This window comes from Methylobacterium sp. J-030 (assembly GCF_022829545.1).
GTDB lineage: Bacteria > Pseudomonadota > Alphaproteobacteria > Rhizobiales > Beijerinckiaceae > Methylobacterium.
Genome location: NZ_JAKSYM010000034.1, coordinates 1 through 26,189 on the forward strand (window position 1 = coordinate 1; position 26,189 = coordinate 26,189).

A 26,189-nucleotide genomic window follows, 5' to 3' on the forward strand; every position below is an offset into this window, starting at 1 on the left:
TTGCAGCGCCGCAACCGACCCGCGTGAAATCGCCGGTCCGGCTCCTCCGCCCCGCGACCGCCGCATTCCGGGCGTGTCCCGGGTGTGTCAGCGCACGCCGCCGAGACGACGCGAGCCCCATCAGCCGCCCGGCGGAACCGGCGCTTAAGCATCCGCGCCTACAGTCGGCTCTGCGGGGGAGGGTGGCCCCCGAAGGGGGTCGGGTCGGGACGAAGTCCCGCGCGAGGGGAGCGACGGCGCAGGACAAAGCTCTATGCTGCGTGAAGGTCGCTCCCTTTGCGGAAGCCGGGTTCCCCTCTCCCGACCCTCGCTGACGCGAGGGCCACCCTCCCCCGCAAAGGGGGGAGGGGGTGAAGCCGGAAGCGTCGCGCAACAAAGGAATGGCCGAACCCTTTTTCACCGGGTCATCCGGCGTCGGGCGCATCAAGAGCCGGTTTCGTCGGTCACCTCAAGGGTGCCGCGGACACAGGGCCCACGGCACCCGCGAAGCCGCCTCAGGCGATCGCCTCGGCGTACATCTTCTCCACGTGCTCCCAGTTCACGAGGTTCTCGATAAACACCTTCAGGTAGTCGGGCCGACGGTTGCGATAATCGATGTAGTAGGAGTGCTCCCACACGTCGACGCCGAGGATCGGCTTGGCGCCGTGGACCAGCGGGTTCTCGCCGTTCGGGGTCTTCATGATCGCGAGCTTGCCGTCCTTGACGGCGAGCCACGCCCAGCCCGAGCCGAACTGACCGACGCCCGCCTGGATGAAATCCGCCTTGAACTTCTCCGCGCCGCCGAGATCCTCGTCGATCTTCTTGGCCAGCGCACCGGGGATCGCGCCGCCGCCGTTCGGCTTCATCCACTGCCAGAAGTGGATATGGTTGTAGTGCTGGCCGGCGTTGTTGAAGAGCGGCTGGTTCGTGTTGTAGGCCGCCTTCACGATCTCCTCGACGCTCTTGCCCTGGAGATCGGTGCCCTCGAGCAGCTTGTTGCCCGTATCGACATAGGCCTTGTGGTGCTTGTCGTGGTGGAACTCGAGGGTTTCCTTCGACATGTACGGCCCGAGCGCATCATACGCGTAGGGCAGTTCCGGCAGGGTGAAGGTCATCGCGTCCGTCTCCGCTTGGCAAAGAACATGGGCAGGGGGCAGCCTCGTCCCCGGCGGGGGCTCCCGAGTCGAGAGACCGCTAGGTAAGTCGGGCGCCGCAGGACGGCAACGCCGTTCCGGGCCGGCCGTGCGCGAAGTGCCGGGATCCGGGGCGATCGGGCGCCGGTTGTCGGCCGGCCGACAACCGGCGGAGGGCGGTATCCAGGGGGATCTCGCCATCCGGTTTTGCAATATGACCGCCAGGCCTTACTGTGCGCCACGCCTTGAGAGCCGGCGGGGAGCCGGCACGTGCCAGAGAGTCTCATGATCGCTGCGCTGTTCGCGCTCGCCGCCGCCATGATCATCGGGGGCTGCGCCGCCGTGATCCAGGGCTTCCCGTATGTGCGTCTGGAGAGCGGGCTCGCGATGGTGATCGCGGGCTCGGTGGCGGCCTCGTCGGGGGCAGTCCTCCTGGGCCTCGGCGTGCTCGCCTTCAGCTTCCGGCGCGTGGCGCGGGCGCTCGCGCAGATCCCGGCATCCGGGCCGCGGGAGACCGTCCCCGGCGCGGTGGCTTCTGCCGGCGACGAGGGTCGGTCCAAGCCGCCGATCCTGCCCACGGCGCCGGCCTTCCTCGTGCCGCCGGTGGTCGAGCCACCCTTCGATCCCGAGCGCCCCCGGATCGAGCCGAACCTGGACCTCCGCGCGGAGGCGGCGTCACCCGTGCCGGCCGATCTGCCGAAGCCGGTCCGGGCCGAACCGACCCCGCAGCCCCCCGCGCCGCCAATCGTCCCGCGGGGGCCGACCCTCCCCAGGGAGGCCGCCAAACGCGAGCCGCCCCAGCAGGAGGGGCCCGAGCCGATCCGGCCGGCCGGCGTGATCGCCCCCGAGGACGACCTGTTCGTCGCGCCCGAATCCGTCCTGGGTCCGGGGGCGGAGCCGTCCGCGCGCCAGGCTGCCGCGCCGGAGCCGGCGGCCCCGAAGCTGGAAACCCGGACCGTGGTCGGACGCTACGCCTCGGGGGGCAACACCTACGTGATGTTCGAGAACGGCTCGATCGAGGCGGAGACGCCGCAGGGCCGGTTCACCTTCGCGTCGCTGGACGAGCTGAAGGCCTTCGTGGACGGCGGCGGCGAAGCCGGCACGCGCGGTGCGGCCTGATCAGACCAGCGGGTTGAGGCTGTCGTTGCGCGGCGGGATCGGGGCCCGCATGGTGAGGGTGAAGCCGCCCGGAGCGTAATCGGTCGTCACCTCGGCCTGGACCTGCGCGATCAGGACCCGCTGGAGCAGCCGCGAGCCGAAGCCCTGGCGGCTCGGCGGCGCGACCGGCGGCCCGCCCGTCTCCCGCCAGGAGAAGCGCAGGATCCCGGCCGGACCGCCTGGCTCCAGCGTCCAGGCCACCGCGACCCGCCCGGTGCGGTTCGAGAGCGCCCCGTACTTCGCGGCGTTGGTGGTGAGTTCGTGGATCGCCATCCCGATCGGCACCGCGATCTCGGAGGGCAGATCGATCCCCGGGCCCGACAGGCTGATGCGCCCCTCCGCGCCCCCCTCCGCGTCCACCTCCGCGTAGGGCTTCAGCTCGTTGAGCAGGAGATTCTCCAGCGAGGCCATCTGCCACGCGTCCTCGGTGAGCACCGAGTGGGTGTGGGCCAGCGATTTGATGCGCCCGACGAAGGCCTCATAAAAGCTCTCGATGCTCGAGGCCGTGCGCGCCGTGGAGCCCACGATCGCCTGCACGGTGGCGAGCGTGTTCTTCACCCGGTGGTGCAACTCGCGGATCAGCAGGCTCTGGCGCTCCTCGGCGATGCGCCGGTCGGTCACGTCCGCCACGACCCCAATCAGGCGGCGCGGCAGCCGGCCGGGGGCGTCGCGCTCGAACCGGCCGGCCATGTCGATCGTGCGCCACACGCCGTCGGACTTGCGCCGGATGCGGCCGCCGATCTGCAGGATCCCGTCCTCCCGCAGCGCCCGCGAGATCGCCTTGCGCACGGCCGGGCGGTCCTCCGGGTGAAGGATGTCGTTGAGGAACTCGGCCTTGCCGATGGTGCCGTCCTCGGGCGCGTGCCCGAAGATCTCGTACATGTGCTCGTTCTCCCAGATCGCCTGGTCCTCAAGCATATGCCATTCGAAGATGCCGAGCTTGGCGATCGTGGTGGCGACCCGCAGACGTTGGTCGCGGGACAGGATCTCGTCCCGGGCCTCGACCCGGGTGGTGATGTCCTGGATGACGCCGACCATGCTGGCGGGCTCGCCGTCGGGACCCGGCACCGCCTGCCCCCGGACCCGCAGGATCACCGTGCGCCCGGCCACCGTGATGGGCGTGTCGAACTGGTAGGACGAACCGGTTGCGCCGGCCTCGGCGGTGAGCGCGCCGAGGCGGGCGAGTTCGGCCTCCGACAGGCTGGTCGTCATGTCCTCCCAGGACACGGAGCGGCCCGGCGGCCGGCCCAGGATCCGCGCCGCGCGCCGCGACAGGGTGAGGAGGCCCGTCGCCCCGTCCCAGCGCCATTCCCCGAGGCCCGCGGCGGCCAGCGCCTCGCTGTTCGCCTCGGAATGGGCGGCCGCGTCCACATCGACGGATTCGACCACGAGGGTGCGGCCGGCCCGGATCACCCGCACGTCGAGGGGGCTGCCATCCGCGCGCCGCCAGAGCTGAAGGCCGGCTTGAAGGCGGCCTTGCAGGCCGCTCGGCTCGTCGCCGAGGAGTTCTGCGGCCGCCCGTCCGGGCAGCGTGCCGGGGGGCCAGCCGATCAGGTCGTGCAGGGTCCGGTTGGCGGCCACGATCAGGCTCTCGTCCGCCGACAGCACGAGGAGGCCGATCGCGGCCTCCTCGAAGCCGGTGCGATACGGATCGTCCGCCGCGGAGTCCTGGCCCACCTGCTCACTCACTTGGACGAATCCTCGAACGCGCCCGAGCGCACTCCCGCAGGAGAGGGCCCCTCGCCCGTCGCGACCGAATCAGGATGGCGCCCGAGCGTGGCCGTGGCAAGGTGGTCCCCGTGGATCGCGATGTCCCGTCCCTGCGGGCTTAGAGCGCGGACGGCCGAAGGGGAAGCCGGAGGCGTGTCAGGCCGCAGGTCCGGAGCCGCGCGGCAGGCGGGCGAATTCCAGGTAGGTCGGCCGCCGTCCGGCCGCCACCGCCTTGGCCTCGTAGCGGGTGCCGGGCCAGCCCGGGAAGGGTTGCGTCCAGTCCGACGCCCCCCGCGCCGTCCAGGTCAGGATCGGGGAGCGCAGGGTCCGCACCAGGGTCCAGCCGGCATAGTCGTCGATGTCGCTGGCGAAGCGGAACAGGCCGCCATCCTTCAGGACCCGGCCGATCTCGGCGAGCGAGGCGTCCGACACGAACCGGCGCTTGCGCTGGCGCCGCTTCGGCCAGGGATCGGGATAGAGCAGGTAGACCCGGTCCAGGCAGGCCTCCGGCAGGCGCGCCAGCAGCGCCGTCACGTCCGCGTCGCGGATGCGGATGTTGCGCAAGGATCGCGCCTCGATCGCGGCGAGGAGCTTCGCCACGCCGTTGACGAAGGGCTCGGCGCCGATGAAGCCGATCCCGGGATGCGCTGCGGCCTGCGCGGCGAGGTGCTCCCCGCCCCCGAAGCCGATCTCCAGCCACACTGCCTCGGGCGGGGCCGCCAGGGCCGGGAACAGCGTGCGCGGATCGAGCGGCGCCCCGTCCGGCGGTAGGTCGACCCGCAGGGCCGGAAGCAGGTCGGCGAGCCGCCGCTCCTGCTCCCCGCGCAGGCGCTTGCCCTTCCGCCGGCCGAAGAAGGCGCGCTCCGGCTCCTCGGCCGGATGCGCGGGACGTCCAGGCTTGTCGGTGTCCAACGGCTCAACACATTTGGAGAGTGGACGCGCCCCTGTCCCGGACACCTGGAGCGTCAGCGGAAGGTGATCCGGGACCCAGCGCCCGACACGCTGCGAAGCGGCACGATGTGATCGCTCGGTATCTGTGCGACGGTCTCCCAGCAAGACGCTTCGCGTCGTTCTCTGCTGCGTCCAGGATCGCATTCCGCTGGCGCTTCATGCGTCCGGGACAGGGGCGGCGGTGAAAACACCACCCCGTTCATCCGCCCCCGATCGCGCGGCCGAAATTCGGCCCGGGCTCCGGATTGACCCGGGCTCAGGCGAGCGCCGACTTCAGCTTGTCGGCGAGGTCGGTCCGCTCCCAGGAGAAGCCGCCATCGGCCTCCGGGGCGCGGCCGAAATGGCCGTAGGCCGCGGTGCGCGCGTAGATCGGCTTGTTGAGGCCGAGCGCCGTGCGGATGCCGCGGGGCGACAGGTCCAGGGCGTCCATCAGCACGCCCTCGAGCTTGGCCTCGTCCACGTTGCCGGTGCCGTGCAGATCCACGTAGATCGAGAGCGGCTTCGAGACGCCGATCGCGTAGGCGAGCTGGATCGTCGCGCGGCGGGCGAGGCCCGCGGCCACGACGTTCTTGGCGAGGTAGCGGGCCGCGTAGGCCGCCGAGCGGTCAACCTTGGTCGGATCCTTGCCTGAGAAGGCGCCGCCGCCGTGGGGGGCCGCGCCGCCGTAGGTGTCGACGATGATCTTGCGGCCGGTGAGGCCGGCATCGCCATCGGGGCCGCCGATCACGAACTTGCCGGTCGGGTTCACGTGCCAGGCCGTGCCCTCGTTGACCCAGCCCTCCGGCAGCGCCTTGCGGATGTAGGGCTCCACGATGGCGCGCACGTCCGCCGAATCCAGGGATTCGTCGAGGTGCTGGGTCGACAGCACGATCTGGGTGACCTCGACCGGGCGGCCGTTCTCGTAGCGGACCGTCACCTGGCTCTTGGCGTCGGGGCCGAGCTTGGCGGCGTCGCCCTGCTTGGCCCGGCGGGCGTCGGCGAGGTCCTTGAGGATCCGGTGGGCGTAGAAGATCGGGGCCGGCATCAGCTCGGGGGTCTCGTCGGCCGCGTAGCCGAACATGATGCCCTGGTCGCCCGCGCCCTCGTCCTTGTTGCCGGCCGCGTCCACGCCCTGGGCGATGTCGGCCGACTGGGCATGCAGGTGGATGGCGACGTCGTTGTTCTTCCAGTGGAAGCCCGACTGCTCGTAGCCGATATCCCTCACCGCCTCGCGGGTCAGGGCCTCCAGGTCCTTGAAGGTCACGGAATCCGGCCCGCGCACCTCACCGGCGATGACGATTCGGTTGGTGGTGGCCAGCGTCTCGACACCGAGCCGTGCCTCCGGCATCGCCGTCAGGTAGGCGTCCACCACGGTGTCCGAGATCCTGTCGCAGACCTTGTCCGGGTGCCCCTCGGAGACGGACTCGCTGGTGAACAGGTAGTTGGAACGCGGCATGGGCGGCCTCGGCTGCAGAGTACGCCGGCGCGATCGCGGCGCTTGACCCTTCTTGGGGGCGGGGTTCTCGCACCCGACCCGAGCCTGGTCAAGACGGATTACCGAACGGATCCGCTATACCGGACGATGCGAGTGGAAAAACGGCCGCCCCGCTCTGTCGAGGCCTGCGCTCCCCCCTCCGGTCCCTCAGGATGAGGAGGTGGGTTGAACAGCCGCTTCGAGGCATTTCTGTCTGTGGTCGCGTACCGTGGGCAACGCGATCCGGCACGGCTCTAGCTGCCGAGCTTGTTCTCCAGCGCCCGGATCGCGTCGGCGACGTCGCGGCGGGTCTCCTCGGAGCAATTGTCGATGATGTGACGGCCAACGACCTCGGCCAGCCCCTTCAGCCCGTTGTTGGACAGGGACGCCTGCTCGCGCTCGCCGAAGCCCGGGGCGACAAAGTCGTCGGTCCGCGGCATGCCCTTGAAGAAGTAGTCCATCGGCACGCCGGTCATCCGCGAGAAGATGTCGAGATGGACGGCGCTGATCCGGTTGGTACCCTTCTCGTATTTCTGGAGCTGAGCGGCAGACATACCGAAGCTTTGCGCGACCCGGCGCTGCGTGAGAGATGCCTTCCGCCGCTGCTCAGCGATGCGCTGCCCGACATACACGTCGCGCTGATCGGTTTTCTGACCCGCCATGAAGAGCTCGCCCACCCCCTTGCCACGATTCCTGGCGGCAAAGCTTAGCGCGGGCCGCGGATCTTGTCACCGGTCGGCGATCGACAGGGTAAAGGATCCGGCCGCGCCACCACGCTGTGCGGCGCCTTCATTCGGAAGGTTGGCGTCCCCGGCAGGGCTCGAACCTGCGACCCCAGGTTTCATACCACTTCGGCTTTCGCCGCCGCGACCCGGGGGCCGCGTTCGTGGCCTGGACTATCCCTTCACCGTGGACCGGATTCGCATCCGGCCTTTAGGTGCCGCCCGTCTAGTCTCTACACCTTCCCGCGGGGCGCGGATGCGCCGGGCGGGCTTGGCTCGGGATCGGCACGGTGCCGGACGGGCCGGCGCCGGAAGCTTTCCCCGACTTTGAGCGGATCCGCCGCGCGGTTTCCCGGCGCGACGCCCAATTGAACCTGTTCTAGGAAACCTGTGCTCTGTCCAGCTGAGCTACGGAGACAACCGCGCGGTCCATAGCATTTCCCTCAGGCCAGGCCAACCGCGCCCCGCTGGACAGGGTCATTCCCTGGCGCATGATGGCCCGGGGTTGTCGGATGCGCGGGATTGCGGGATCGGCGAAGCGGATCGGGGCTGCGCTGCTGGCGGCGTGGGCGAGCGTGGCCGCCGTTCGGGCGGCACAGCGGGGCGGCGTGGCGGATTGCACGGCCGGTGCGTCGCGCGCCGAGATCCTGGAGGGCGTCGGGCTCCGGGGCGAGATCCGCCTCGCCTCGGGTGCCCGCGCGGTGCTCGATTCCCTGCGCTGGCCGGACGCGCCGGAGCTGGCCGCCGCGGCGCAGGCCTGGCTCGACGCCCGGCGGGGCACCGGACTCGCGGTGACGCCCCGGGGGCAGCCCGACCGCTGGGGCCGGGCGCGGGCCGATATTCAGGCCGCGGAGGGCGACACGGATCTCGCAGGCGGCCTGATCGGCGCCGGCCTCGCCTTCGCGGACGCGAACGAGGCCGATTCGCTCTGCCGCCCGGCCCTGCGTCTGGTCGAGGCGGCCGCGCGGGCGAAACGGCTCGGCCTGTGGCGCTTGCCCCTGCCGGACGCGACCGATGGTCCGGCGCTGCGGGCGCTTGCGGGGCGCTTCGTGGTGGTGGAGGGCCGGGTTCGCCATGTGGGCGAGCGCGGCGCCCGGACCTATCTCGATTTCGGCCCCCGGGGCGCCGACGCGCTCACGGTGACGGTATCGAAACGCACTTGGCGAATGGTGCTTGCCCGTGGTTTGAGTGCGTCCTCGCTCGAAGGCCGGCCCGTGCGGGTACGCGGGGTCGTGGAGATCCGGCGCGGTCCGACCCTTGAGGCCGGGGCCGACGCCATCGAGGTCCTCGGCGAGGCGGACCGGCCCGAGGCCGGCTCGGAGACGGAACGGGGGCTGCGGCGCTGATCGCGATGGGCGGGATCACGGGGGGATTTTTTCGGGCGGCGGACCGCGTCCTGCCGAGGTCGGCGGCTCCCTGTGCCACGGCCTTGTCGGTGAGCCTGATCCTGGGCGCCTGCGTGGCCGACCAGAGTGCCGCGACCGTGCAGCCCGCGATGGTGCGGGTGCCGGTCGAGGCGCCGCGGACCACCGGCCGCGAGCGCGTGGCGGACGCCGACCACGTCAAGCTCGTCGCCTCCTTCGGGGGCGAGGCCCGGGCGCCCAACGTCACGCGGATGCTGACCGAGGTGACCGACCGCCTCGTGAAGGCGAGCGACCGGCCGGACCAGACCTACGGGGTGACGCTCCTCGATTCGCCGGTGGTCAACGCCTTCGCGCTGCCGAACGGGCGGCTCTACGTCACCCGCGGGCTCGTGGCGCTGGCGAGCGACACCTCCGAGGTGGCGGCCGTGCTGGCGCACGAGATGGCGCACGTGACCCTCAACCATGCCACCGCCCGCAGCGAGCTGGAACTGCGCTCGGCGCTGGTCAGCCGGGTCGTCAAGGACGTGCTGAACGACCCCGATACCGGCGCGCAGCTCCAGAACCAGTCGCGCTTCGCGCTGGCTCGCTTCTCCCGCGAGCAGGAGCTGGAGGCGGACGCCACCGGCGTGCGCACCCTCGCCAAGGCGGGCTACGATCCCTTCGCGGCCGGCCGCTTCCTCACCGCCCTCAACCGCTCGACCGGGCTGAAGGCCAGCAGCGCGAGCGAGCCCGACATGCTGGCGACCCATCCGGGCACCGCCGAGCGCGTCACCCAGGTCACCCGGGCGGCCCGCCGGATCGGCGCGCCGGGCATCGGCACCGACGACCGGGCCGGCTACCTCGCCGCGGTGGACGGGCTCGCCTACGGCGACAACCCGCGCGACGGCGCGGTGCGGGGCCACCGCTTCCTCCATCCGGGGCTCGGCATCGCCTTCGAGGTGCCGGAGGGGTTCACCCTGGAGAACACCCGCTCGGCGGTCCTCGGCACGACCCCGGACGGCACCCGGCGCCTGCTGTTCGACCAGATCGAGGCCAAGGACGGCGAGCCCCTCGACGCGGTGCTGAAGGCGAGCTGGAACGACGCGTTCGACCCGGCGGGCTTCGAGACCCGGGAGGTGGCCGGCCACCCGGCGGCCTTCGCGCTGTCGCGGGGCAAGGAATGGACCTTCCGCCTCGCGGCGATCCGGATCGGCGAGTCGACCTACCGGATGATCATGGCCGCCAAGGGCGCGACCGATCCCGACCCGGCCTTCCGCCGCTGGACCGCGACCCTCGGGGCGATCGCGCCCGAGGAGGCGGTGCTGCGCCCCCTGCGGCTGCAGGTGGTGCAGGCGACCTCGCCCAGCGCCGAGGAACTGGCCCGTCGCATGGCGGTGCCCGACCGGGCGCTCGAGCGATTCCTCGTCCTCAACGGGCTGGAGCGGGGCGCCGCGCTGGTGCCGGGCCGCGGCTACAAGATCGTGACGGAATAGTCGCCCTGCGTGGGCCGCGGCTTGTGCGGGGCTCAGCCTCGGAGATTCTCCCGGGGTCGTTCAGGGAGAGTGCCGTGATTCGATTCTTCTACAATCTCAGCCCCAACCCCATGAAGGTCGCCCTCTGCCTGGAGGAGATGGGCCTGCCCTACGAGCCGGTGCCGGTGGATACGCGCCGGGGCGAGCAGTTCGATCCGGCCTACACGGCGGTCAACCCGAACGGGAAGGTGCCGGCGATCGTCGACGGCGACGTGACGGTGTTCGATTCGAACGCCATCCTGCTCTACCTCGCCGGCAAGACCGGCCGGTTCCTGCCCGAGGGCGAGCCGGTGCGCGGCGAGATGCTGTCCTGGCTGATGTTCGTGGCCACCGGCCTCGGGCCGTTCTCGGGCCAATGCGTGCATTTCCGCCACTTCGCGAAGGATGGCGGCGCCTACGCCACCGAGCGCTACACGTTCGAGGCGCGGCGCCACTGGGGCATCCTCAACGAGCGGTTGAAGGACCGCACCTACGTCCTGGCCGAGAGCTACACGATCGTCGACATGGCGGTCTGGGGCTGGGCCCGGATGATCCCGTTCATCATCGGCGAGAACGCCTTCGCGGAGCTGCCCAACGTGAAGCGCCTTCTCGACGCGATCAACGCCCGCCCCGCCGCCCAGGCCGCGGAGGCCCTGAAGGGCCGGCACGCCTTCAAGGCCGAGATGGACGACGAGGCCCGGGGCATCATGTTCCCCGCTACCCGCAGCGCCGCGTGACGGCGGCCCGGCCCTCGCTCAGGGCGCCGGGGCCGTCACCGACAGCATCGGCAGCGTGATCGACATCGCGCCGCCCGGGGGCCTGTCGGCGCTCGGCATCAGGCAGGCCGCGAGGCCGAGACACAGGGCAAGACCGAGAAGCGAGGTCTCGAAGCCGCGGTAGATCCAATCCATGGCGGTCCCCTTTCGCGAGGGACCGCCAGGATGCGCCGTCCGGGTTAACGGATCGGTGCGCGGCGTCACCAGCCCGAGGCGACGAGGGCGGCCCCGGCGGCGATCAGCGCGACGCCGGCCCAGGCGGCGAAGCTGAGGGTCTCGCCGAGCAGGCCCGCGCCGAGGATCGCCACCAGCACGACGCTGAGCTTGTCCAGCGGCGCGACCCGGGCGGCGTCCCCCAGCGACAGCGCCCGGAAATAGCACAGCCACGACGCCCCGGTGGCGAGCCCGGACAGGATCAGGAACACGAGGCTGCGGCCGGAGATCTGCGCGAGCCCGCCCGCCTGCCCGGAGGCGACGACGATCGCGGCCGCGAAGATCAGAATCACCACCGTGCGCACGAGGGTCGCGACGTCCGACGGGACGCCCGACACGCCGAGCTTGGCGAGGATCGCGGTGAGCGCCGCGAACCCCGCGGCGGCGAGCGCCCAGAAGCGCCAGGATTGCAGCAGGTGAGTCACAGGGGTCTCGTACGGAACAACCGCCGCACGGCGTGTGCGACGGTTTTCCTATACCCAATCGCGGACCTCACATGCGGCCGATGTTTCACGGGAAACATCGGCCGTGCGCTCTCAGAGCAGCTTGTCGACTGTGATCGGCAGGTCGCGGACCCGCTTTCCGGTGGCGTGGAACACCGCGTTGGTGATCGCCGCCGCGGTGCCGACGATGCCGATCTCGCCGAGCCCCTTCACGCCGAGGGGGTTGGCCTTGTCCTCCTCGTCCACGAAGATCACGTCGATGTCGTGGATGTCGGCGTTCACCGGCACGTGGTACTCGCCGAGATTGTGGTTCATGAACCGACCGAGCCGGTGGTCGAGCATCGACTCCTCCTCCAGCGCCGATCCGATCCCCATCACCACGCCGCCGAGGATCTGGCTGCGCGCGGTCTTGGGGTTCAGCACCTTGCCGGCCGCGATCGCCGAGACCACCCGGGTGACCCGGACCTGCCCCAGTTCCTCGTCGACCTTCACCTCCACGAAGATCGCCGAGTGGGTGTAGGCCTCGAATTTCTGGTTGAAGTCCTTGTCGGGCCCGGCCTGCTCGACCGCCTCGACCTTGTCGACGCCCGCCGCCTGCAGCACCTCCACCAGGGCGACGCTGCGGCCCGGATCGCCCGTGACGGAGATGCGGCCATCCGCGAACACGGCCCGGTCGAAGTCGACGTTGGCGAGCGGTGAGTTCTCGAGTCCGCGGGCGAGCTTGAACACCTGCTCGCCGACGTTGCGGCAGGCCTTCATCACGGCGGTGCCCGAGGAGGCCGCCGTCCAGGAGCCGCCCGCGACCGGGGCCTCGGGCAGGCGGGTGTCGCCGAGCTTGGTCGTCACCGCGTCCATCGGCAGGCCGAGGGTATCGGCCGCGATCTGGGTGAGGATCGTGTAGGTGCCGGTGCCGATGTCGCCGGTGGAATTGCCGACCGTCAGGCGGCCGTCCGGCGTCAGGGTCGCGATGGCGCTCGACTGCATCATCATCGATTCCCAGACGCCCGTGGCCACGCCCCAGCCGACCAGTTCCCGCCCGTCCCGCATGGAGCGCGGCTCGGGCTTGCGCTTGGCCCAGCCGAAGCGCTCGGCCCCTTGCGCGAAGCAGCTCTTCAGCTCCTTCGAGCCGAACGGCTTGCCCCCGGCGGTGGCGTCGGACTCGGCGTAGTTCTTGAGCCGCAGGGCGATCGGGTCCATCCCGATCGCGTGGGCGAGCTCGTCCATGGCGGTCTCGATCGCGAACACACCCGAGACGGCGCCCGGGGCGCGCATGTCGCCGGGCGTCGGGGTGTCGACCTTCACGAGGCCGTAGGTCAGGGCGACGTTGTCACATTTGTAGAGAACGCCCGACCAGTTGACGACGACCTCCTGGTAATCCTCGTAGTGCGAGGTGCCGTGGACGGCATCGTGCTGGAGGGACACGAGGCGGCCGTCCCGCTCGGCGCCGAGCGCGATCGTCTGCAGCGCCTCGGGCCGGTAGGTGAACGACCACATCTGGTCCCGGGTCAGGGTCACGCGGACCGAGCGCTTCAGCTCCTGGGCGGCCAGCATGGCCAGGAACAGCTGGTATTGCGGGCGCAGGCCCGAGCCGAAGCCGCCGCCGAGATAGGGGTTGAGCACGCGGACCTGATCGGGCTTCAGGCCGAACACCCCGGCGAGGTATTGCTGGCTGTTCGAGACGCCCTGCACCTTGTCGTACACCGTGTAGGTCCCGTCCGCCTCCACCACGACGGTCGAGGCGTGCGGCTCCATCGGGTTGTGGTGCTCGATGGCGAGGCTGTAGCCCTCCCGCACGCGGACGGGCGCGCTGCCGAACGCTGCGTCGGCGTCGCCCCAGGGCTTGGGCGGCGGCTTGATGCCCTCGCGCTTGGTCGGCGGGTCGTAGGCCTGGCCGCGCATGGCTTCGAGGTCGGTCTCCGGCTCCTGCGCCGCGTAGGTCACGTGGACCAGCGAGGCGGCGTGGCGCGCGGTCTCGAAATCCTCGGCCACCACCAGGGCGACCGGCTGGCCGCTGAACGCGATCAGGTCGTCGTAGAGGGCACGGAACGGCGAGCCGGGCGGCGCCACCGCGTCCTGGAAGTTCTTGTCCCGCCACGCGGTGCGCGGCCGGTTCTCGTGGGTGAGCACCTTGAGGACGCCCGGCACCGCCTCGGCCTTGGCGGCGTCGATCGCCACGATCCGGCCCTTGGCGATGGCGCTCGACACGACGCAACCGTAGGCGAGGTCGGGGGCGGCGAACTCCCCCGCGTACTTGGCGAGGCCGGTCACCTTGGCGGGGCCGTCGATGCGGCTCAGCGGGGTGCCCACGAAGGTGTCGCGGCCGGTGGAGCTGAAGGTCTGGGGGCTGGCGGTGTCGGTCATGGCGGGCCCTACTGGATGCGCTTGTCGCTGAGCGACTGGGGCGTGCCGGCGGCGGCCTGTTCGAGGCCGCGCACGATGGCGCGCCGGGCGAGTTCGATCTTGAAGCCGTTCTCCGACTGGGGCTTCGCCTCGGACACGATGAGGTCGGCCGCCTTCTGGAAGGTCTCGCGGGTCGCGGGCTTGCCCTCGAGCAGGGTCTCGGCCGCGCAGTTGCGCCAGGGCTTGTGGGCGACCCCGCCGAGCGCCAGACGCGCGGTCTTCACCCGGTCGCCGTCGAGTTCCAGGCCCGCCGCCACCGAGACCAGCGCGAAGGCGTAGGACAGGCGGTCGCGCAGCTTCAGGTAAGTGTAGTGCTGCGGGAAGCGGCTCTCCGGCAGGTCCACCGCGACGATGATCTCGCCGGGGGCGAGGTTGGTGTCGATCTCCGGCGTGTCGCCCGGCAGGCGGTGGAAATCGGCGAAGGGAATCGACCGCTCGCCCTGCGGCCCGCTGACCCGCACGGTCGCCTCCAGGGCGGCGAGCGCGATGCACATGTCGGAGGGATGGGTGGCGATGCAGTGCTCGCTCGTCCCGAAGATCGCGTGGATGCGGTTCATCCCGCCGATCGCCGGGCAGCCGGAGCCCGGCTCGCGCTTGTTGCAGGCGGTGGCCGTGTCGTAAAAGTAGTAGCAGCGGGTCCGCTGGAGCAGGTTGCCGCCGGTCGAGGCCGCGTTGCGCAGCTGCGCCGAGGCGCCGGCCAGGATCGCGTTGCGCAGCAGCGGGTAGCGCGCCGCGACCCGGTCGTCGTACGCGACCTTGGCGTTGGTGGCGAGCGCGCCGATCCGCAGGCCGCCCCCGTGGTCCTCGATCTTGTCGAGGGGCAGGCGGGTGATGTCGATCAGCCGGCCCGGCTTCTCGACATCGTACTTCATCAGGTCGATCAGGTTGGTGCCGCCCGCGATGAAGCGGGCGCCCGCCCCGAAGGCCTGCACAGCCTCCGCCACCGTGCCGGCGCGGACGTAATCGAAGCGGTTCATCGGGCGCCCCCCTGCATGACGTCCTCGATGGCGTCGACGATGTTGGTGTAGGCGCCGCAGCGGCAGATATTGCCGCTCATCGCCTCGCGGATCTCTTCGCGGGTATGGGCGTGGCCCTCGTTCATCAGGCCGACCGACGAGCAGAGTTGGCCCGGGGTGCAATAGCCGCACTGGAAGGCATCGTGCTCGATGAACGCCTCCTGGATCGGGTGGAGGGCGTTGCTGCCCTTGCGGTCGCCGAGGCCGGCCAGGCCTTCCACCGTGGTGATCTCGGCGCCGTCCTTCATCACGGCGAGCGTCAGGCAGGCATTCACCCGGGTGCCGTTCACCAACACCGTGCAGGCGCCGCACTGGCCGTGGTCGCAGCCCTTCTTGGTCCCGGTGAGATCGAGTCTTTCGCGCAGCAGGTCGAGCAGCGTGGTCCAGGGGGCGACCTGGAGTTCGCGCCGCTGCCCGTTGATCGTGAGCGTGATGCCGATCGGCGTATCCGCCGACACGGGCGGCTGTGTCTCGAGGCGCATGGGGTGTCCACGGTCTGGGCCGGCTGGGCCCGGGGGTTTGATCGATAACCATTCCAATCTGCGCCCGTTCCGGGACACACGGTCTCAGCCTCGGATCGGACGAACTCGGCGGAGAGGCGGAACCGCTTCGCGGCGCGGTCTCGCGCCGGGTCGCTTTCCGCTTTCGCTGCATGCGCCCGGGACAGGGTCGGTGTTTCATCCTGCTCCACCCCTTTCCCGGACGGGTGGAGCGCCAGCGGAACCCGATCCGGGACCCAGCGCAGGATTCGCCGCGAAGCGGCTCCAGATTTTCCAAACCCACCGCCCGACATTGCCGCCCCCGCCCCGCCTCGGCTAACCCTCGTCGTGCGAAAAAACCCCGGAGCCCCCGATGGCCGCGCTCGACGCGATCCTCAACGACATCGACACGGACCTCGAGAACGCCCTGGAGCGGCTGTTCGCCTTCCTGCGGATCCCGTCGATCTCCACCGATCCGGCCTATGCCGGCCAGTGCCGGGAGGCCGCCGCCTGGCTCGCCGGCGACCTGACGGCGCTCGGCTTCGCGACCTCCGTGGAGGAGACCTCGCTCCACCCGGTGGTGCTGGCCCACAAGCCGAAGCCCGGCGCGCCGCACGTGCTGTTCTACGGCCATTACGACGTGCAGCCGGTCGATCCCCTCGACCTCTGGACGACACCGCCCTTCGAGCCGCACGTCGCGTCCGAGGAGGGGCGAAAAAAAATCGTCGGGCGCGGCTCCTCCGACGACAAGGGTCAGGTGATGACCTTCGTGGAGGCCTGCCGGGCCCATATCGCCATGAGCGGCGAGCTGCCCTGCGGCGTCACCATCCTGGTCGAGGGCGCCGAGGAGAGCGGCTCGCAGGGCCTGCCCGAATGGGTCGCGGCCAACCGCGAAAAGCTTGATTGCGACGTGGTGCTGGTCTGCGACACCACCATGTGGGACCGCGCCACCCCGGCCATCACCTCGTCGCTGCGCGGCCTCGCGTATTTCGAGGTGAAGGTCACCTGCGCCGACCGCGACCTGCATTCGGGCTTCTTCGGCGGCGCGGCGCGCAACCCGATCCACGTGCTCGCCAAGATCATCGCCGATCTGCACGACGCCGACGGGCGGGTCACCATCCCGGGCTTCTACGAGGGCGTGCGCGAGCGCCCCGCCGAGGTGCTGGAGCAGTGGCGCGGCCTCGGGCTGACGCCAGAGAAGCTGCTCGGCCCGATCGGCCTCAAGGAGCCCGCCGGCGAGCGCGGGCGCCTGCCGATCGAGCTGGTGCAGTCGCGCCCCTCCTGCGACGCCAACGGCATCGTCGGCGGCTACACCGGCGAGGGCACCAAGACGGTGATCGCCTCCACGGCCTCGGCCAAGATCTCGTTCCGCCTCGTGGACGATCAGGACCCGCAGGCGCTGGCGCGCAACTTCGAGGCCTTCGTGCGGGAGCGCATCCCGGCGGATTGCTCGGTCGAATTCATCACCTACAAGGGCTCGCGGGCGATCAGCCTGCCGTTCGACATGCCGCAGCTCGGCGCCGCCAAGGCCGCGCTCGCCGAGGAATGGGGCGTGCCGGCGGTCACCGTCGGCGCGGGCGGCTCGATCCCGATCGTCGGCGACTTCAAGCGGATCCTGGGGCGCGACACCCTGCTGATCGGCTTCGGCCTCGACGACGACCGGATCCACTCGCCCAACGAGAAGTACGACCTGACGAGCTTCCACAAGGGCACGCGCTCCTGGGCGCGGATCCTGACGGCCCTCAGCCAGGGCTGACCTCAGCGGGCGGGGGCTGCCCGCATCTTCGCGTCGATCCAGGCCCAGAGGGCCCGGATCTCCTCCGCGGCCGGGCTGCCGGGGGCGTATTCGGTCACGCCCAGGCCCGTCGCCAGGGCGTCCTGGTGATCGACCCGGTGGATGATGCTCGGCTCGGCCAGCACCCCCAGCCCATGCAGTTGCTCGGCATAGGCGCTGGTGCGCGGCGAGGGCAGCGGCGGGCACTGGTTCAGCACCAGGGCCAGCCGCCCGCGCAGGCCGAGGCCGACCAGCGCCTTGAGCGTCGGGCGGGCGGCCACGATGTCGAGCCGGGAGGGCCGCACCGGCAGCAGCGCGAAATCGGCCGCCTTCAGGGCCGGCGCGAGCCCCGCGGAGCTGCCGGCGGTGTCGAGGACGGCGAGCGTCGTGCCCTGCTCGGCCAGCTGGTCCAGGATCGCCGGGAGCTGCCCGATCTCCCAGGGCTGGACCCGGTCGACCGTGACGGTCTCCTCCGTCCGAAGGGCGCCCCAGCCCGCCAGGGAGTTCTGCGGATCGAGGTCGAGCGCGGTCACGCGCTCGCCCGCCTCGGCGGCGGCGACCGCCAGGGAGGCGGCCAGCGTCGTCTTGCCGGTGCCGCCCTTCTGGACGGCGACCGCGAGGATCCGCAGCGGCCGGGTGGCCCGTCGGGGCGCGGTCCCGGGCTCGATCCCGGATCCTTCAGGATCCATGTATGTCACCTGTCGCCTGCCTGTGCTTGCGCCGCGCCTTCACGGTCCCGCCGCCCCCGTCCCGCGGGCCTCGGCGGCCATGGACCGGATCCCGGACCGGGGGCCCGGCTCAGCGACTCGCGCACGCGCGCGTCCGCTGCGATGATCGTAGTCCGGACTTCATGACGACGGGACTGTGAACACCTGAGGCCGGCGGCCGGCCCTCCGGATCGGATCAAGAGCGTGAGACTGAGCACCCAGGTCGAGGCCGGCGGACCATCAATCCCGGCCCGACCATGATCTCTTCGGGGGCCGTGATCCGAGCCCACGGAACCTCGGTGATCTGCCCGTCGCAGGCCGGATACTGATCGGGCTATACCGTGACCGGTGCGAGTCCGTCAACGCATTCAACCAATACGTGATTCATTTCGTGTCAAATCACTTTACCTATCAATATAAGTCTCTCTTTGATTGCCGTACAATTCGAAAACAATTGAAAGAACGATTATAAATATATAATTACAACATCGAGATTTCAACGGATGTATTGACCGGGCCGCGTTTGTCAGCGGCCGCTGCGGCGGATCCTCGTTGCGCGCGGCGACCAAACCGGGTCTGACGGCATCCGGATGATCCGCGGCCGCTCGGGCCGCCCCCTTTCCGGCACGCCATGACCGACCTCTCGCACGACCCGGACGTCTTCGCCGTGCTCACCGGCAGCTACGCGCGGCGGCTGGGCACGCCGCTGGCGCCCGAGGGGGCGGACGCGGCGTGGCTCTACGGGCAGGCCCCGTTCGCGGTCCTGGCCCATGACGGCGGCGCGGATCCGCGCTTCGTCTACGCCAACCAGGCCGCGCAGATTTGTTTCGGGTACAGCCGGGAGGAGCTGATCGGTCTGCCCTCGCGGCTCTCGGCGGAAGCACCCGAGCGCGCCGAGCGCCAGAGGCTGCTCGACGCCGTCTCCCGGGACGGGTTCAGCCGGAACTACCGCGGCCTGCGCATCGCCAAGGACGGCCGCCGCTTCTGGATCGAACGCGCGGTCGTCTGGCAGCTCGACCGCGACGGCGCAACGGTCGGCCAGGCCGCGACCTTCCCGGAGTGGCGAAACGCGTGAGGAGCGCATCGGTCAGGATGCGGCCGCCTGGGTCAGGGCCGCGTGGCGGTACGCGCGCGGGCTCGCGCCGTAGCGGTCGCGGAAGCGGCGGGAGAAGTGCGCCTGATCGGTGAAGCCGCAGCGATAGGCCACCTCGCCGACCTGCATGGCCAAGCACGCCGGGTCGGACAGGCGCTGCGCCGCGGTCTCCAGCCGCCGCCGCCAGATCCAAGCGGCGACGTTGAGGCCCTCCCCGCGGAACAGCATCTGGAGATGGCGCAGGGACACGCCCACCGCCGCGGCGACTTGCGCGGGATCGAGGTCGGTGTCGCCGAGATGGGCCGCGACATGAGCCTTGGCGCGCTGGACGATCACCGTCCCGTGCAGAGCCTTGGGCGTCTCCAGCGCCATGCGCTCGGCGACACTGGCGGCGATCAGGTCGAGCCCCACCCCGACCAGCCGCTCGGCCGCCTGGGGCGTCAGCCGGCCCTCCAGCCGCGCGAGGTTGCACAGGTACGACCGCGCCAGGATCGCGGTCGGCAGGGTGCCGTCCACGGTCAGTCCGGCGAAGCGGCGGGTCGAGCCCAGCATGCCCTCCAGCCGTTCCCGCGGGATCTGGATCGCCAGCACCTCGCTGTATCCGTCGTGCTCGATCGTCCAGGGGGTATTGGTGTCTCGGATCGAGAAATCACCCGCCCTGTCCGTGCTCGATCGATCGTATTGGTCCGCTGATACTGCGCCCGTGAGGACCATACTCATGAAAAGATGGTCAGTCTTGTTGCTTTCATGCCGAAGTGTCTGAGGTGTCGTAACGGCCCTCAAGTTGCTAAGAGCGAATTTGGTCAACACCAAGTTGCCGATCGTGGCACCCGCGATCGAAGCGTGGAATGGTCCGTCATCCACGCGATTTTGTACCATCGGAACCAAACGATCTTCGCAGATATCCCGCCAGTGACGAAATCTGTCCCGCGGCTGTACTTCATCCGTCGAAAAAATTGTCTGCATGACGGCAGGCGTATGGCGCCGAATGCTGCGCGCTGCAACCGCAAAGCAGTGTCATAAGCGAGGATTTGTACCGCCGGATGCGATCAACTGTACGGTTGCAGACCGAGCGACGCACAATGCTTGCGGTGTACGCGGCAGCCCTCACGGCAGCCGGTACGGCGATCGGAATGGACCCTCAGGCCCGCCCTTCCTGCACGGCGTGGCAGGCGACGCCGTCGAGCAAAGCCGGCACCTCGGCGCGGCAGCGGTCATTCGCCAGCGGGCAGCGCGGATGGAATGTGCAGCCGGGGGGCGGGTCGATCGGGTTCGGGATCTCGCCGGAGACCGGAACCCGGGCGCGGCCGACATGGGCGAGGTCGGGCACCGCGTCGAGGAGCATGCGGGTGTAGGGGTGGCGCGGCGCCGCGAACAAATCCTTGGCGGTGGTGACCTCCACGAGGCGGCCGAGATACATCACGCCCACCCGGGTCGCCATGTGGCGGACCACGGCGAGGTTGTGGGAGATGAACAGGTAGGTGAGCCCCAGACGGTCCTGCAGGTCGCGCATCAGGTTGAGGATCTGCGCCTGCACCGAGACGTCGAGCGCCGAGGTCGGCTCGTCGCCGACCAGGAACTCGGCCTGGCTCGCCAGCGCCCGGGCGATCGCCACCCGCTGGCGCTGACCGCCGGAGAATTCGTGCGGGTATTTTCTGGCATCATCGGCGTGGAGGCCGACAAGTCCCAGAAGTTCGCTGACCCGGGCTCGGATCGCCCCCTCCCCCTGGATCAGGGCGAAGGCCCGGATCGGTTCGGCGATGATCTTCCCCACCCGCCAGCGCGGGTTCATCGACGCGTAGGGGTCCTGGAAGATCATCTGGATCCGGGCGCGCAGGCGCCTGCGGGCGGCGGCCTGGCGCGGGTCGGTCATCGAGACGCCGGTGATCGTCACCTCGCCGGCGGAGGGCGGCAGCAGGCCGACCACCATCCGCGCCACCGTCGACTTGCCCGAGCCGGATTCGCCGACGATCGCGAAGGTCTCCCCCTTCTCGATCGCGAAATCGACGCGATCGACCGCCGTGAGGAATTTCCGCGGTTCGCGCTCGATCACCCGATTGAGCCAGGGTTTCGAGACGTCGAACCGGCGGCGCAGATCGGTGACCTCGACGTAGGCGCTCACACTGCGCGCTCCGCTGCATCGTACAGGTGGCAGGCGACCCGGCTCGCCTCGACCGGGATCGGCTCGGGCCGCTCGACGCGGCATCGGGCAAACACCTTCGGGCAGCGCGGGTTGAAGGCGCAGCCCTGCGGGATGGCAGTGAGCCGGGGCATCGCGCCGGGGATCTGGCTCAGCCGATCGGCCTCCTGCGACAGGGTCGGGATCGCGCCCATCAGGCCGGCCGCGTAGGGATGGTGCGGCTTGGTGATCACCGAGGCGACCGGGCCGATCTCGGCGACCCGCCCGGCATACATCACCGCCACCCGGTCGGCGGCCTCGGCGATCACGCCCATGTCGTGGGTCACCAGCATGACCGCGGTTCCGTGCTCGCGGCAGAGGCGCTTGAGCAGGGTGATGATCTGGGCCTGGACCGAGACGTCGAGCGCGGTCGTCGGCTCGTCGGCGATGATCAACTCCGGCTCGGCGGCGAGCGCCAGCGCGATCACCACCCGCTGGCGCATGCCGCCGGAGAATTCGTGCGGGTAGCCGTCGATCCGCCGCTCCGGCGCGGGGATGCCGACCTCGGCCAGCAGATCGATGGCGCGGGTGCGGGCGGCCTTCGCGGAGAGATCGGTGTGCGTGCGCAGGGTCTCGACGAGCTGGTCGCCGACCCGGAACAGCGGGTCGAGCGAGGTCAGCGGATCCTGGAAGATCATGCCGATGCGCCGGCCGCGCACTCGGCGCATCGCCTCGGGGGAGAGGTTATCGATGCGCTCGCCGCGCAGATGGATCTCGCCGCCCGCGATCCGGCCGGGCCGGTCGATCAGCCCGATCACCGCCGAGCCGGTCACCGACTTGCCCGCCCCGGACTCGCCGACGACACCCAGGATCTCGCCGCGGTGGATGTCGAAGGAGACCCGGTCGATGGCGGTCAGCGGACCGCGGCGTGTGTCGAAGGCGACCGTCAGGTCGCGCACGGAGAGGATTTTTTCCGTCATGGCTTGCAGGTTCCGACGACGGAGCTTTCTCCAACCCGCGCCCTCATCCTGAGGTGCGCGCGCAGCGCGCCTCGAAGGAGCCCTCCAGAGCGCGCGCGATTCCTGGAGCCCTCCTTCGAGGCCTCCGCTGCGCTCCGGCACCTCAGGATGAGGTGGAGGGTGGGATAGGGCGGGGGAACGCGCAGAACCTCAGCCATCATTGCAGCTTCGGATTGAGCGCGTCGCGCAGCCAATCCCCCAGGAGGTTGATGGCGATGACGAGTCCGGCCAACGCCAGCCCCGGGAAGGCGACGATCCACCACTCGCCGGAGAACAGGAACCGGTTGCCGGTGCGGATCAGCGTGCCGAGCGACGGCATGGTCTCGGGCAGGCCGGTGCCGAGGAACGACAGCGTCGCCTCGGTGATGATCGCCAGCGCCAGGTTGATCGTCGCGATCACGAAGACCGGGCCGGTGACGTTCGGCAGGACGTGGCGGACCAGGATCACCGGGGACGACAGGCCGATCAGCCGCGCCGCCTGGACGTAGTCCTTGCCCTTCTCGACCATCACGGAGGAGCGCACGGTCCGGGCGTACTGCACCCAGAAGGACAGGCCGATCGACACCACGATCAGCCCGATCAGCGGCCCGACGTCGAGGGCGCTGCCGAAGCTCGCCTTGGCGACGCCGTCCACCACCAGGGCGATCAGGATCGCCGGGAAGGTGAGCTGCACGTCGGCGACCCGCATGATCAGCGTGTCGACGGCCCCGCCCGCGTAGCCGGCGATCAGCCCGAGCGCGATGCCGAGGATGCCGGAGGTCACCACCCCGAGCACGCCGACGATCAGCGACAGGCGCAGGCCGTACAGCACCGCCGAGAGCACGTCCCGGCCCTGGTCGTCGGTGCCGAGATAGTAGGGCGCCTGACCGTCCGCCTGCCAGATCGGCGGCAGGTTGGAGTTGATCAGGTCGAGCTGGGCGGGGTCGTAGGGGTTCTGAGGGGCGATCCACGGGGACGCGAAGGCGAGGCCGAGCATCAGCACGGTGGCGATCAGCGCTGCCACCGCCACCTTCGAGCGCAGGAAGTTCGCCAGCAGGTCGGAGTTGCGCCAGCGGGCGAGGTGCGAGGGCGCCGCCTCCGGCAATGGGACCGGCGGGGCGTCGCCCGCGTCGAGATCGTATCCGCTCATGTCGCCCTCACGCGGTGCGCGCGGACGAGAGCCGCAGGCGCGGGTCGACCACGGTGTAGAGGATGTCGACCACGAGGTTGATGGTCACGAAGATCAGGGCGACGAGCAGCAGATACGCGGACATGATCGGGATATCGACGTTCTGCACGGCCTGGACGAACAGCAGGCCCATGCCGGGCCACTGGAACACCGTCTCGGTGATGATCGAGAAGGCGATGACCGAGCCGAGCTGGAGCCCCGCGATGGTGATCACCGGCACCAGGGTGTTCTTCAGCGCGTGGCGCAGGTGGACCGCGCGGGTGGTGAGGCCCCGGGCCCGGGCGAAGCGGATGTAGTCGGTGCGTAAGACCTCCAGCATCTCGGCGCGCACCAGCCGCATGATCAGCGTCATCTGGAACAGGCCGAGGGTGATGGAGGGCAGGATCAGCGCCTTGAGCCCGGAGGCGGTCAGGAAGCCGGTGGTCCACCAGCCGAGCCGCACCGTGTCGCCGCGCCCGTAGGAGGGCAGCCAGCCCAGCGTCACCGAGAACAGGTAGATCAGCAGGATGCCGATCAGGAAGGTCGGCAGGCTGATCCCGATCAGCGACACCGCCTGGAACAGCCCGGCGAGCCAGGAGTCGCGGAACAGCGCACAGTACACGCCCATCAGGATCCCCACCACCAGGGCGAAGATTGTGGCGCAGAAGGCGAGTTCCAGCGTCGCCGGCATGCGCTCGGCCAGCAGCTGCGAGACCGGCTGGCGGAACTGGTACGAGATGCCGAACTGCCCCCGCACCACGTTGCCGGCATAGCGGGCGAACTGGACCAGCACCGGGTCGTCGAGGCCGAGACTCCTGCGGATCTCGGCCCGCTCGGCCTGTGTCGTGTCGGGACCGACGATCTGGTTCACGGGGTCGCCCGCGAACCGGAACATCGCGAAGGCGATGAGCCCGACGACCGCGAGGACCGCGGCCGCCTGGATCACCCGGCGCAGCAGGAAGGCGAGCACGCCGGGCTCCTACGACGGATCCTTCGACACCCAGTAGAGCAGCAGCAGGTTGTCGGCCCGCTGGGTCAGGTGGACCTTCTTGGAGACGCCCCAGGCCAGGGCCTGCTGGTGCAGGGGAATGTAGCCCCAGTCGGTGTTCAGCACGTCGAAGCCCTCCTTGATCAGGGCGTCGCGCTTGGGTCTATCGGTCTCGGATTCGACCTTGTCGGCGATCGCGTCGATCTTCGGATCGCAGTAGCCCGCGAGATTCCAGCCGCCGCGGCCCGACTTGTCGCCGGGTTTCCGGCAGCCGACGATCTCGTACAGGATGTTGTGGCTGTCGAGGGACGACGGGGTCCAGCCCAGCAGGTAGAACGAGGTGTCGTAGTTCGGCGCCAGCACCTTGGCGAAGTACTTGGCCTTCGGCTGGGCGTTGAGGTTCACCTTGACGTTGATGCGGGCGAGCATCGAGACCACCGCCTGGCAGATCGCCTCGTCGTTGACGTAGCGGTCGTTGGGGCAATCCATGGTGAGCGAGAACCCGTCCGGGTAGCCCGCCTGGGCCATCAGCTCCTTGGCCTTCTTGAGGTCGGTGGCCGGGCGCTTGAACTCGGCGGCGCGGTCGTAGAGGGCCGGGGCGATCATCAGCGCGGAGGGCACCGCCTGCCCGCGCATCACGCGCTTGGCGATCGTATCCTCGTCGATGGCGAGGTAGAAGGCCTCGCGCACCTTGATGTCCTTGAACGGGTTCTTGCCCTTGACGGAGGAATCCTTCAGCTCGTCCCGGTCCTGGTCCATGCCGAGGAAGATCGTGCGCAGCTCGGGCCCCGCCATCACGGTGGCGGTGCCGCTGGCGTTGACCCGCTGCTGGTCCTGCAGCGGCACGGGGTCGATCCAGTCGACCTCGCCGGAGAGGAGCGCGGCGACCCGGGTCGCCGGGTTGGCGATGGTGGTGAGCACCGCCTCGTCGAGGTTCGACTCGACCTTGCCCCAGTAGCCGTCGAACTTCTTGAAGACGGTCTTCACGCCGGGCTGGTGCTCGGCGACCACGAACGGGCCGGTGCCGTTCTCGTGCAGCGTGGCGTAGCTCGGGCTGGTGGCGCTGGGCGGCGTCGGCTGGACGACGCCGTTCTTCTCGGACCACGCCTTCGACATGATCACCCAGGTCGGGAACTGGGCGATGGCGATGGGGTTCGGCTTCTTCAGCACCATGTCGACGGTGTAGTCGTCGACCTTCACGAACTCGGCGTCGGCGGGCACGTTGGTGGTGAAGTTCGAGCCCGGGGCGCGGACGCGCTGGGCGGAGAAGAGTACGTCGTCGGCGGTGAACGGCGAGCCGTCGTGGAACTTGACGTTCTTGCGCAGGTGGAAGCGCCAGCGGGTCGGCTCGGGCGTCTCCCAGGACTCGGCCAAGGCCGGCGCGAATTTCAGGTTCTTGTCGAGGGTGACCAGCGGCTCGTAGGCGGCCTCCTGCATCCCTTCCGTGAAGCTCTCCTTGAGGGAGTACGGGTCGAGGGATTTCAGGTCACCCTGGAAGGCGAAGCGGAAGACGTTGGCGGCCTGCGCGGGCAGCGCGGCGAGCGCGAGGGTCGCGACCGCCGCCGCGGACACGCCGCGGGCGAGGGTCTTCAGGGCTGAACGGGACAATCGGAACTCCGAAACCGTGAAAGTTGAGCGCAGGCCGCCCCGCGGAAGCGGTGATTGAGGCTTAGACCCGCCACCGCGCATCGGCAAACGGCGCGCACGCCGCGCCCACAGCAAGGTTCGGACCAGGGGGTTGTTGATGGGCTAATCGGCGGCGGTATCCAGGGCTTTTCGGAGATTTTCAGCCGGGAATTGAGCGCGACGCGAGGTGCGCATCCCTCCCCCCTCTGCGGGGGAGGGAGGCGCGCGCGTCACCAGGCGTCCGAAGAGGGAGAGCCGGAGTGGAAGAAGACAGGGGTGAACTCCAGGCACTCCGGAGAGTCCCGCATGCCGGCTCCTGCTTGACAAAAAAATTCGAGGGCGAGCCTGCCCTGCAGATGGGGCAGGAAGTAGCTCGCGTGGCTCGGCACACGAGACGGCCGCGTCAAGAGGGAAGAGCACACGTCTGGC

At 70.0% G+C, this 26,189-nt stretch carries 23 protein-coding genes; 6 read left to right on the plus strand and 17 right to left on the minus strand.

Translation table 11 applies throughout. The features are described from left to right. Nucleotides 1–494 precede the first annotated feature (494 nt). Complete coding sequence (locus MKK75_RS01110; protein ID WP_244040795.1) at nucleotides 495–1,094, minus strand: superoxide dismutase; 600 nt, start codon at nucleotides 1,092–1,094, stop codon at nucleotides 495–497. Nucleotides 1,095–1,397: 303 nt separating this feature from the next. Here MKK75_RS01110 and MKK75_RS01115 point away from each other — a divergent pair, with 303 nt between their 5' ends. Then, the gene (locus MKK75_RS01115) at nucleotides 1,398–2,231 is read left to right on the plus strand and encodes a hypothetical protein (RefSeq protein ID WP_244040816.1); all 834 of its coding nucleotides are present in this window, start codon (nucleotides 1,398–1,400) and stop codon (nucleotides 2,229–2,231) included. Here the strand turns inward: MKK75_RS01115 and MKK75_RS01120 are convergent, their stop codons facing one another. The 4 genes from MKK75_RS01120 to MKK75_RS01135 form a co-directional block, all read right to left on the minus strand. Then, nucleotides 2,232–3,959 carry an HWE histidine kinase domain-containing protein gene (locus tag MKK75_RS01120; RefSeq protein ID WP_244040796.1) on the minus strand — a complete coding sequence of 576 codons (1,728 nt, stop codon included), beginning with the start codon at nucleotides 3,957–3,959 and terminating at the stop codon, nucleotides 2,232–2,234. It abuts the gene before it with no gap. 177 nt (nucleotides 3,960–4,136) lie between these two features. Continuing rightward, the gene (locus MKK75_RS01125) at nucleotides 4,137–4,892 is read right to left on the minus strand and encodes a tRNA (guanine(46)-N(7))-methyltransferase TrmB (RefSeq protein ID WP_244040797.1); all 756 of its coding nucleotides are present in this window, start codon (nucleotides 4,890–4,892) and stop codon (nucleotides 4,137–4,139) included. A 295-nt stretch (nucleotides 4,893–5,187) separates the two neighbouring features. Continuing rightward, entirely contained in the window at nucleotides 5,188–6,366 is a 1,179-nt protein-coding gene (gene metK, locus MKK75_RS01130; RefSeq protein ID WP_210031796.1) for a methionine adenosyltransferase, read from the minus strand. Between the two features lie 272 nt (nucleotides 6,367–6,638). Continuing rightward, the gene (locus MKK75_RS01135) at nucleotides 6,639–7,046 is read right to left on the minus strand and encodes a helix-turn-helix domain-containing protein (protein ID WP_244040798.1); all 408 of its coding nucleotides are present in this window, start codon (nucleotides 7,044–7,046) and stop codon (nucleotides 6,639–6,641) included. 572 nt (nucleotides 7,047–7,618) lie between these two features. Between MKK75_RS01135 and MKK75_RS01140 the strand changes: the two genes are divergently transcribed. From MKK75_RS01140 to MKK75_RS01150, 3 genes are all read left to right on the plus strand, one after another. After that, nucleotides 7,619–8,452 carry a thermonuclease family protein gene (locus MKK75_RS01140; protein WP_244040799.1) on the plus strand — a complete coding sequence of 278 codons (834 nt, stop codon included), beginning with the start codon at nucleotides 7,619–7,621 and terminating at the stop codon, nucleotides 8,450–8,452. A 5-nt stretch (nucleotides 8,453–8,457) separates the two neighbouring features. After that, on the plus strand, nucleotides 8,458–9,942 hold the full coding sequence (locus MKK75_RS01145; protein ID WP_244040800.1) for a M48 family metalloprotease: 1,485 nt from the start codon (nucleotides 8,458–8,460) through the stop codon (nucleotides 9,940–9,942). 74 nt (nucleotides 9,943–10,016) lie between these two features. Then, a complete protein-coding gene (locus MKK75_RS01150) occupies nucleotides 10,017–10,697 on the plus strand; it encodes a glutathione S-transferase family protein (protein WP_244040801.1) in 681 nt (226 codons plus the stop codon). 18 nt (nucleotides 10,698–10,715) lie between these two features. Here the strand turns inward: MKK75_RS01150 and MKK75_RS01155 are convergent, their stop codons facing one another. The 5 genes from MKK75_RS01155 to MKK75_RS01175 form a co-directional block, all read right to left on the minus strand. Beyond that, a complete protein-coding gene (locus MKK75_RS01155; RefSeq protein WP_244040802.1) occupies nucleotides 10,716–10,871 on the minus strand; it encodes a hypothetical protein in 156 nt (51 codons plus the stop codon). A 65-nt stretch (nucleotides 10,872–10,936) separates the two neighbouring features. Then, nucleotides 10,937–11,374: an EamA family transporter gene (locus MKK75_RS01160; RefSeq protein ID WP_244040803.1), complete on the minus strand. Its 438-nt coding sequence runs from the start codon at nucleotides 11,372–11,374 to the stop codon at nucleotides 10,937–10,939. 111 nt (nucleotides 11,375–11,485) lie between these two features. Then, nucleotides 11,486–13,753, minus strand: coding sequence for a xanthine dehydrogenase family protein molybdopterin-binding subunit (locus tag MKK75_RS01165; protein ID WP_244040804.1), 2,268 nt, complete (start codon nucleotides 13,751–13,753; stop codon nucleotides 11,486–11,488). Between the two features lie 8 nt (nucleotides 13,754–13,761). Beyond that, nucleotides 13,762–14,769 (minus strand): FAD binding domain-containing protein, encoded by a 1,008-nt coding sequence (locus tag MKK75_RS01170; protein ID WP_244040805.1) that lies wholly within the window; start codon nucleotides 14,767–14,769, stop codon nucleotides 13,762–13,764. Next, nucleotides 14,766–15,290: a (2Fe-2S)-binding protein gene (locus MKK75_RS01175; protein WP_244040806.1), complete on the minus strand. Its 525-nt coding sequence runs from the start codon at nucleotides 15,288–15,290 to the stop codon at nucleotides 14,766–14,768. Before MKK75_RS01175 ends, MKK75_RS01170 begins: the two co-directional genes overlap by 4 nt. Before the next feature lie 370 nt (nucleotides 15,291–15,660). Here MKK75_RS01175 and MKK75_RS01180 point away from each other — a divergent pair, with 370 nt between their 5' ends. Continuing rightward, entirely contained in the window at nucleotides 15,661–17,043 is a 1,383-nt protein-coding gene (locus MKK75_RS01180; protein WP_244040807.1) for a M20/M25/M40 family metallo-hydrolase, read from the plus strand. Nucleotides 17,044–17,045: 2 nt separating this feature from the next. On the opposite strand, the gene MKK75_RS01185 is transcribed toward MKK75_RS01180, so the two are convergent. Then, nucleotides 17,046–17,750, minus strand: a complete 705-nt coding sequence (locus MKK75_RS01185; RefSeq protein ID WP_244040808.1) for a ParA family protein — start codon at nucleotides 17,748–17,750, stop codon at nucleotides 17,046–17,048. Between the two features lie 649 nt (nucleotides 17,751–18,399). Between MKK75_RS01185 and MKK75_RS01190 the strand changes: the two genes are divergently transcribed. Next, nucleotides 18,400–18,843, plus strand: a complete 444-nt coding sequence (locus MKK75_RS01190) for an MEKHLA domain-containing protein (RefSeq protein ID WP_244040809.1) — start codon at nucleotides 18,400–18,402, stop codon at nucleotides 18,841–18,843. Between the two features lie 12 nt (nucleotides 18,844–18,855). Here MKK75_RS01190 and MKK75_RS01195 read toward each other — a convergent pair whose 3' ends face one another. From MKK75_RS01195 to MKK75_RS01220, 6 genes are all read right to left on the minus strand, one after another. Next, nucleotides 18,856–19,827 carry a helix-turn-helix domain-containing protein gene (locus MKK75_RS01195; protein ID WP_279593476.1) on the minus strand — a complete coding sequence of 324 codons (972 nt, stop codon included), beginning with the start codon at nucleotides 19,825–19,827 and terminating at the stop codon, nucleotides 18,856–18,858. A 175-nt stretch (nucleotides 19,828–20,002) separates the two neighbouring features. Then, complete coding sequence (locus MKK75_RS01200) at nucleotides 20,003–20,983, minus strand: ABC transporter ATP-binding protein (protein ID WP_244040811.1); 981 nt, start codon at nucleotides 20,981–20,983, stop codon at nucleotides 20,003–20,005. Then, nucleotides 20,980–21,960 carry an ABC transporter ATP-binding protein gene (locus MKK75_RS01205; protein WP_244040812.1) on the minus strand — a complete coding sequence of 327 codons (981 nt, stop codon included), beginning with the start codon at nucleotides 21,958–21,960 and terminating at the stop codon, nucleotides 20,980–20,982. The genes MKK75_RS01200 and MKK75_RS01205 overlap by 4 nt, the downstream gene beginning before the upstream one ends. A gap of 196 nt (nucleotides 21,961–22,156) precedes the next feature. After that, nucleotides 22,157–23,128 carry an ABC transporter permease gene (locus MKK75_RS01210; RefSeq protein ID WP_244040813.1) on the minus strand — a complete coding sequence of 324 codons (972 nt, stop codon included), beginning with the start codon at nucleotides 23,126–23,128 and terminating at the stop codon, nucleotides 22,157–22,159. 7 nt (nucleotides 23,129–23,135) lie between these two features. Continuing rightward, entirely contained in the window at nucleotides 23,136–24,116 is a 981-nt protein-coding gene (locus tag MKK75_RS01215) for an ABC transporter permease (RefSeq protein WP_244040814.1), read from the minus strand. A 9-nt stretch (nucleotides 24,117–24,125) separates the two neighbouring features. Next, nucleotides 24,126–25,742, minus strand: coding sequence for an ABC transporter substrate-binding protein (locus tag MKK75_RS01220; protein WP_244040815.1), 1,617 nt, complete (start codon nucleotides 25,740–25,742; stop codon nucleotides 24,126–24,128). Nucleotides 25,743–26,189: the final 447 nt, after the last annotated feature.

Excerpts from the sequence above, each read along its gene's own strand:
- MKK75_RS01110 (WP_244040795.1), bottom strand. The coding sequence starts at position 1,094 with ATGACCTTCACCCTGCCGGAACTGCCCTACGCGTATGATGCGCTCGGG.
- MKK75_RS01115 (WP_244040816.1), top strand. The coding sequence starts at position 1,398 with ATGATCGCTGCGCTGTTCGCGCTCGCCGCCGCCATGATCATCGGGGGC.
- metK (WP_210031796.1), bottom strand. The coding sequence starts at position 6,366 with ATGCCGCGTTCCAACTACCTGTTCACCAGCGAGTCCGTCTCCGAGGGG.
- MKK75_RS01135 (WP_244040798.1), bottom strand. The coding sequence starts at position 7,046 with ATGGCGGGTCAGAAAACCGATCAGCGCGACGTGTATGTCGGGCAGCGC.
- MKK75_RS01140 (WP_244040799.1), top strand. The coding sequence starts at position 7,619 with ATGCGCGGGATTGCGGGATCGGCGAAGCGGATCGGGGCTGCGCTGCTG.
- MKK75_RS01145 (WP_244040800.1), top strand. The coding sequence starts at position 8,458 with ATGGGCGGGATCACGGGGGGATTTTTTCGGGCGGCGGACCGCGTCCTG.
- MKK75_RS01155 (WP_244040802.1), bottom strand. The coding sequence starts at position 10,871 with ATGGATTGGATCTACCGCGGCTTCGAGACCTCGCTTCTCGGTCTTGCC.
- MKK75_RS01165 (WP_244040804.1), bottom strand. The coding sequence starts at position 13,753 with ATGACCGACACCGCCAGCCCCCAGACCTTCAGCTCCACCGGCCGCGAC.
- MKK75_RS01170 (WP_244040805.1), bottom strand. The coding sequence starts at position 14,769 with ATGAACCGCTTCGATTACGTCCGCGCCGGCACGGTGGCGGAGGCTGTG.
- MKK75_RS01175 (WP_244040806.1), bottom strand. The coding sequence starts at position 15,290 with ATGCGCCTCGAGACACAGCCGCCCGTGTCGGCGGATACGCCGATCGGC.
- MKK75_RS01180 (WP_244040807.1), top strand. The coding sequence starts at position 15,661 with ATGGCCGCGCTCGACGCGATCCTCAACGACATCGACACGGACCTCGAG.
- MKK75_RS01185 (WP_244040808.1), bottom strand. The coding sequence starts at position 17,750 with ATGGATCCTGAAGGATCCGGGATCGAGCCCGGGACCGCGCCCCGACGG.
- MKK75_RS01190 (WP_244040809.1), top strand. The coding sequence starts at position 18,400 with ATGACCGACCTCTCGCACGACCCGGACGTCTTCGCCGTGCTCACCGGC.
- MKK75_RS01195 (WP_279593476.1), bottom strand. The coding sequence starts at position 19,827 with ATGCAGACAATTTTTTCGACGGATGAAGTACAGCCGCGGGACAGATTT.
- MKK75_RS01205 (WP_244040812.1), bottom strand. The coding sequence starts at position 21,960 with ATGACGGAAAAAATCCTCTCCGTGCGCGACCTGACGGTCGCCTTCGAC.
- MKK75_RS01210 (WP_244040813.1), bottom strand. The coding sequence starts at position 23,128 with ATGAGCGGATACGATCTCGACGCGGGCGACGCCCCGCCGGTCCCATTG.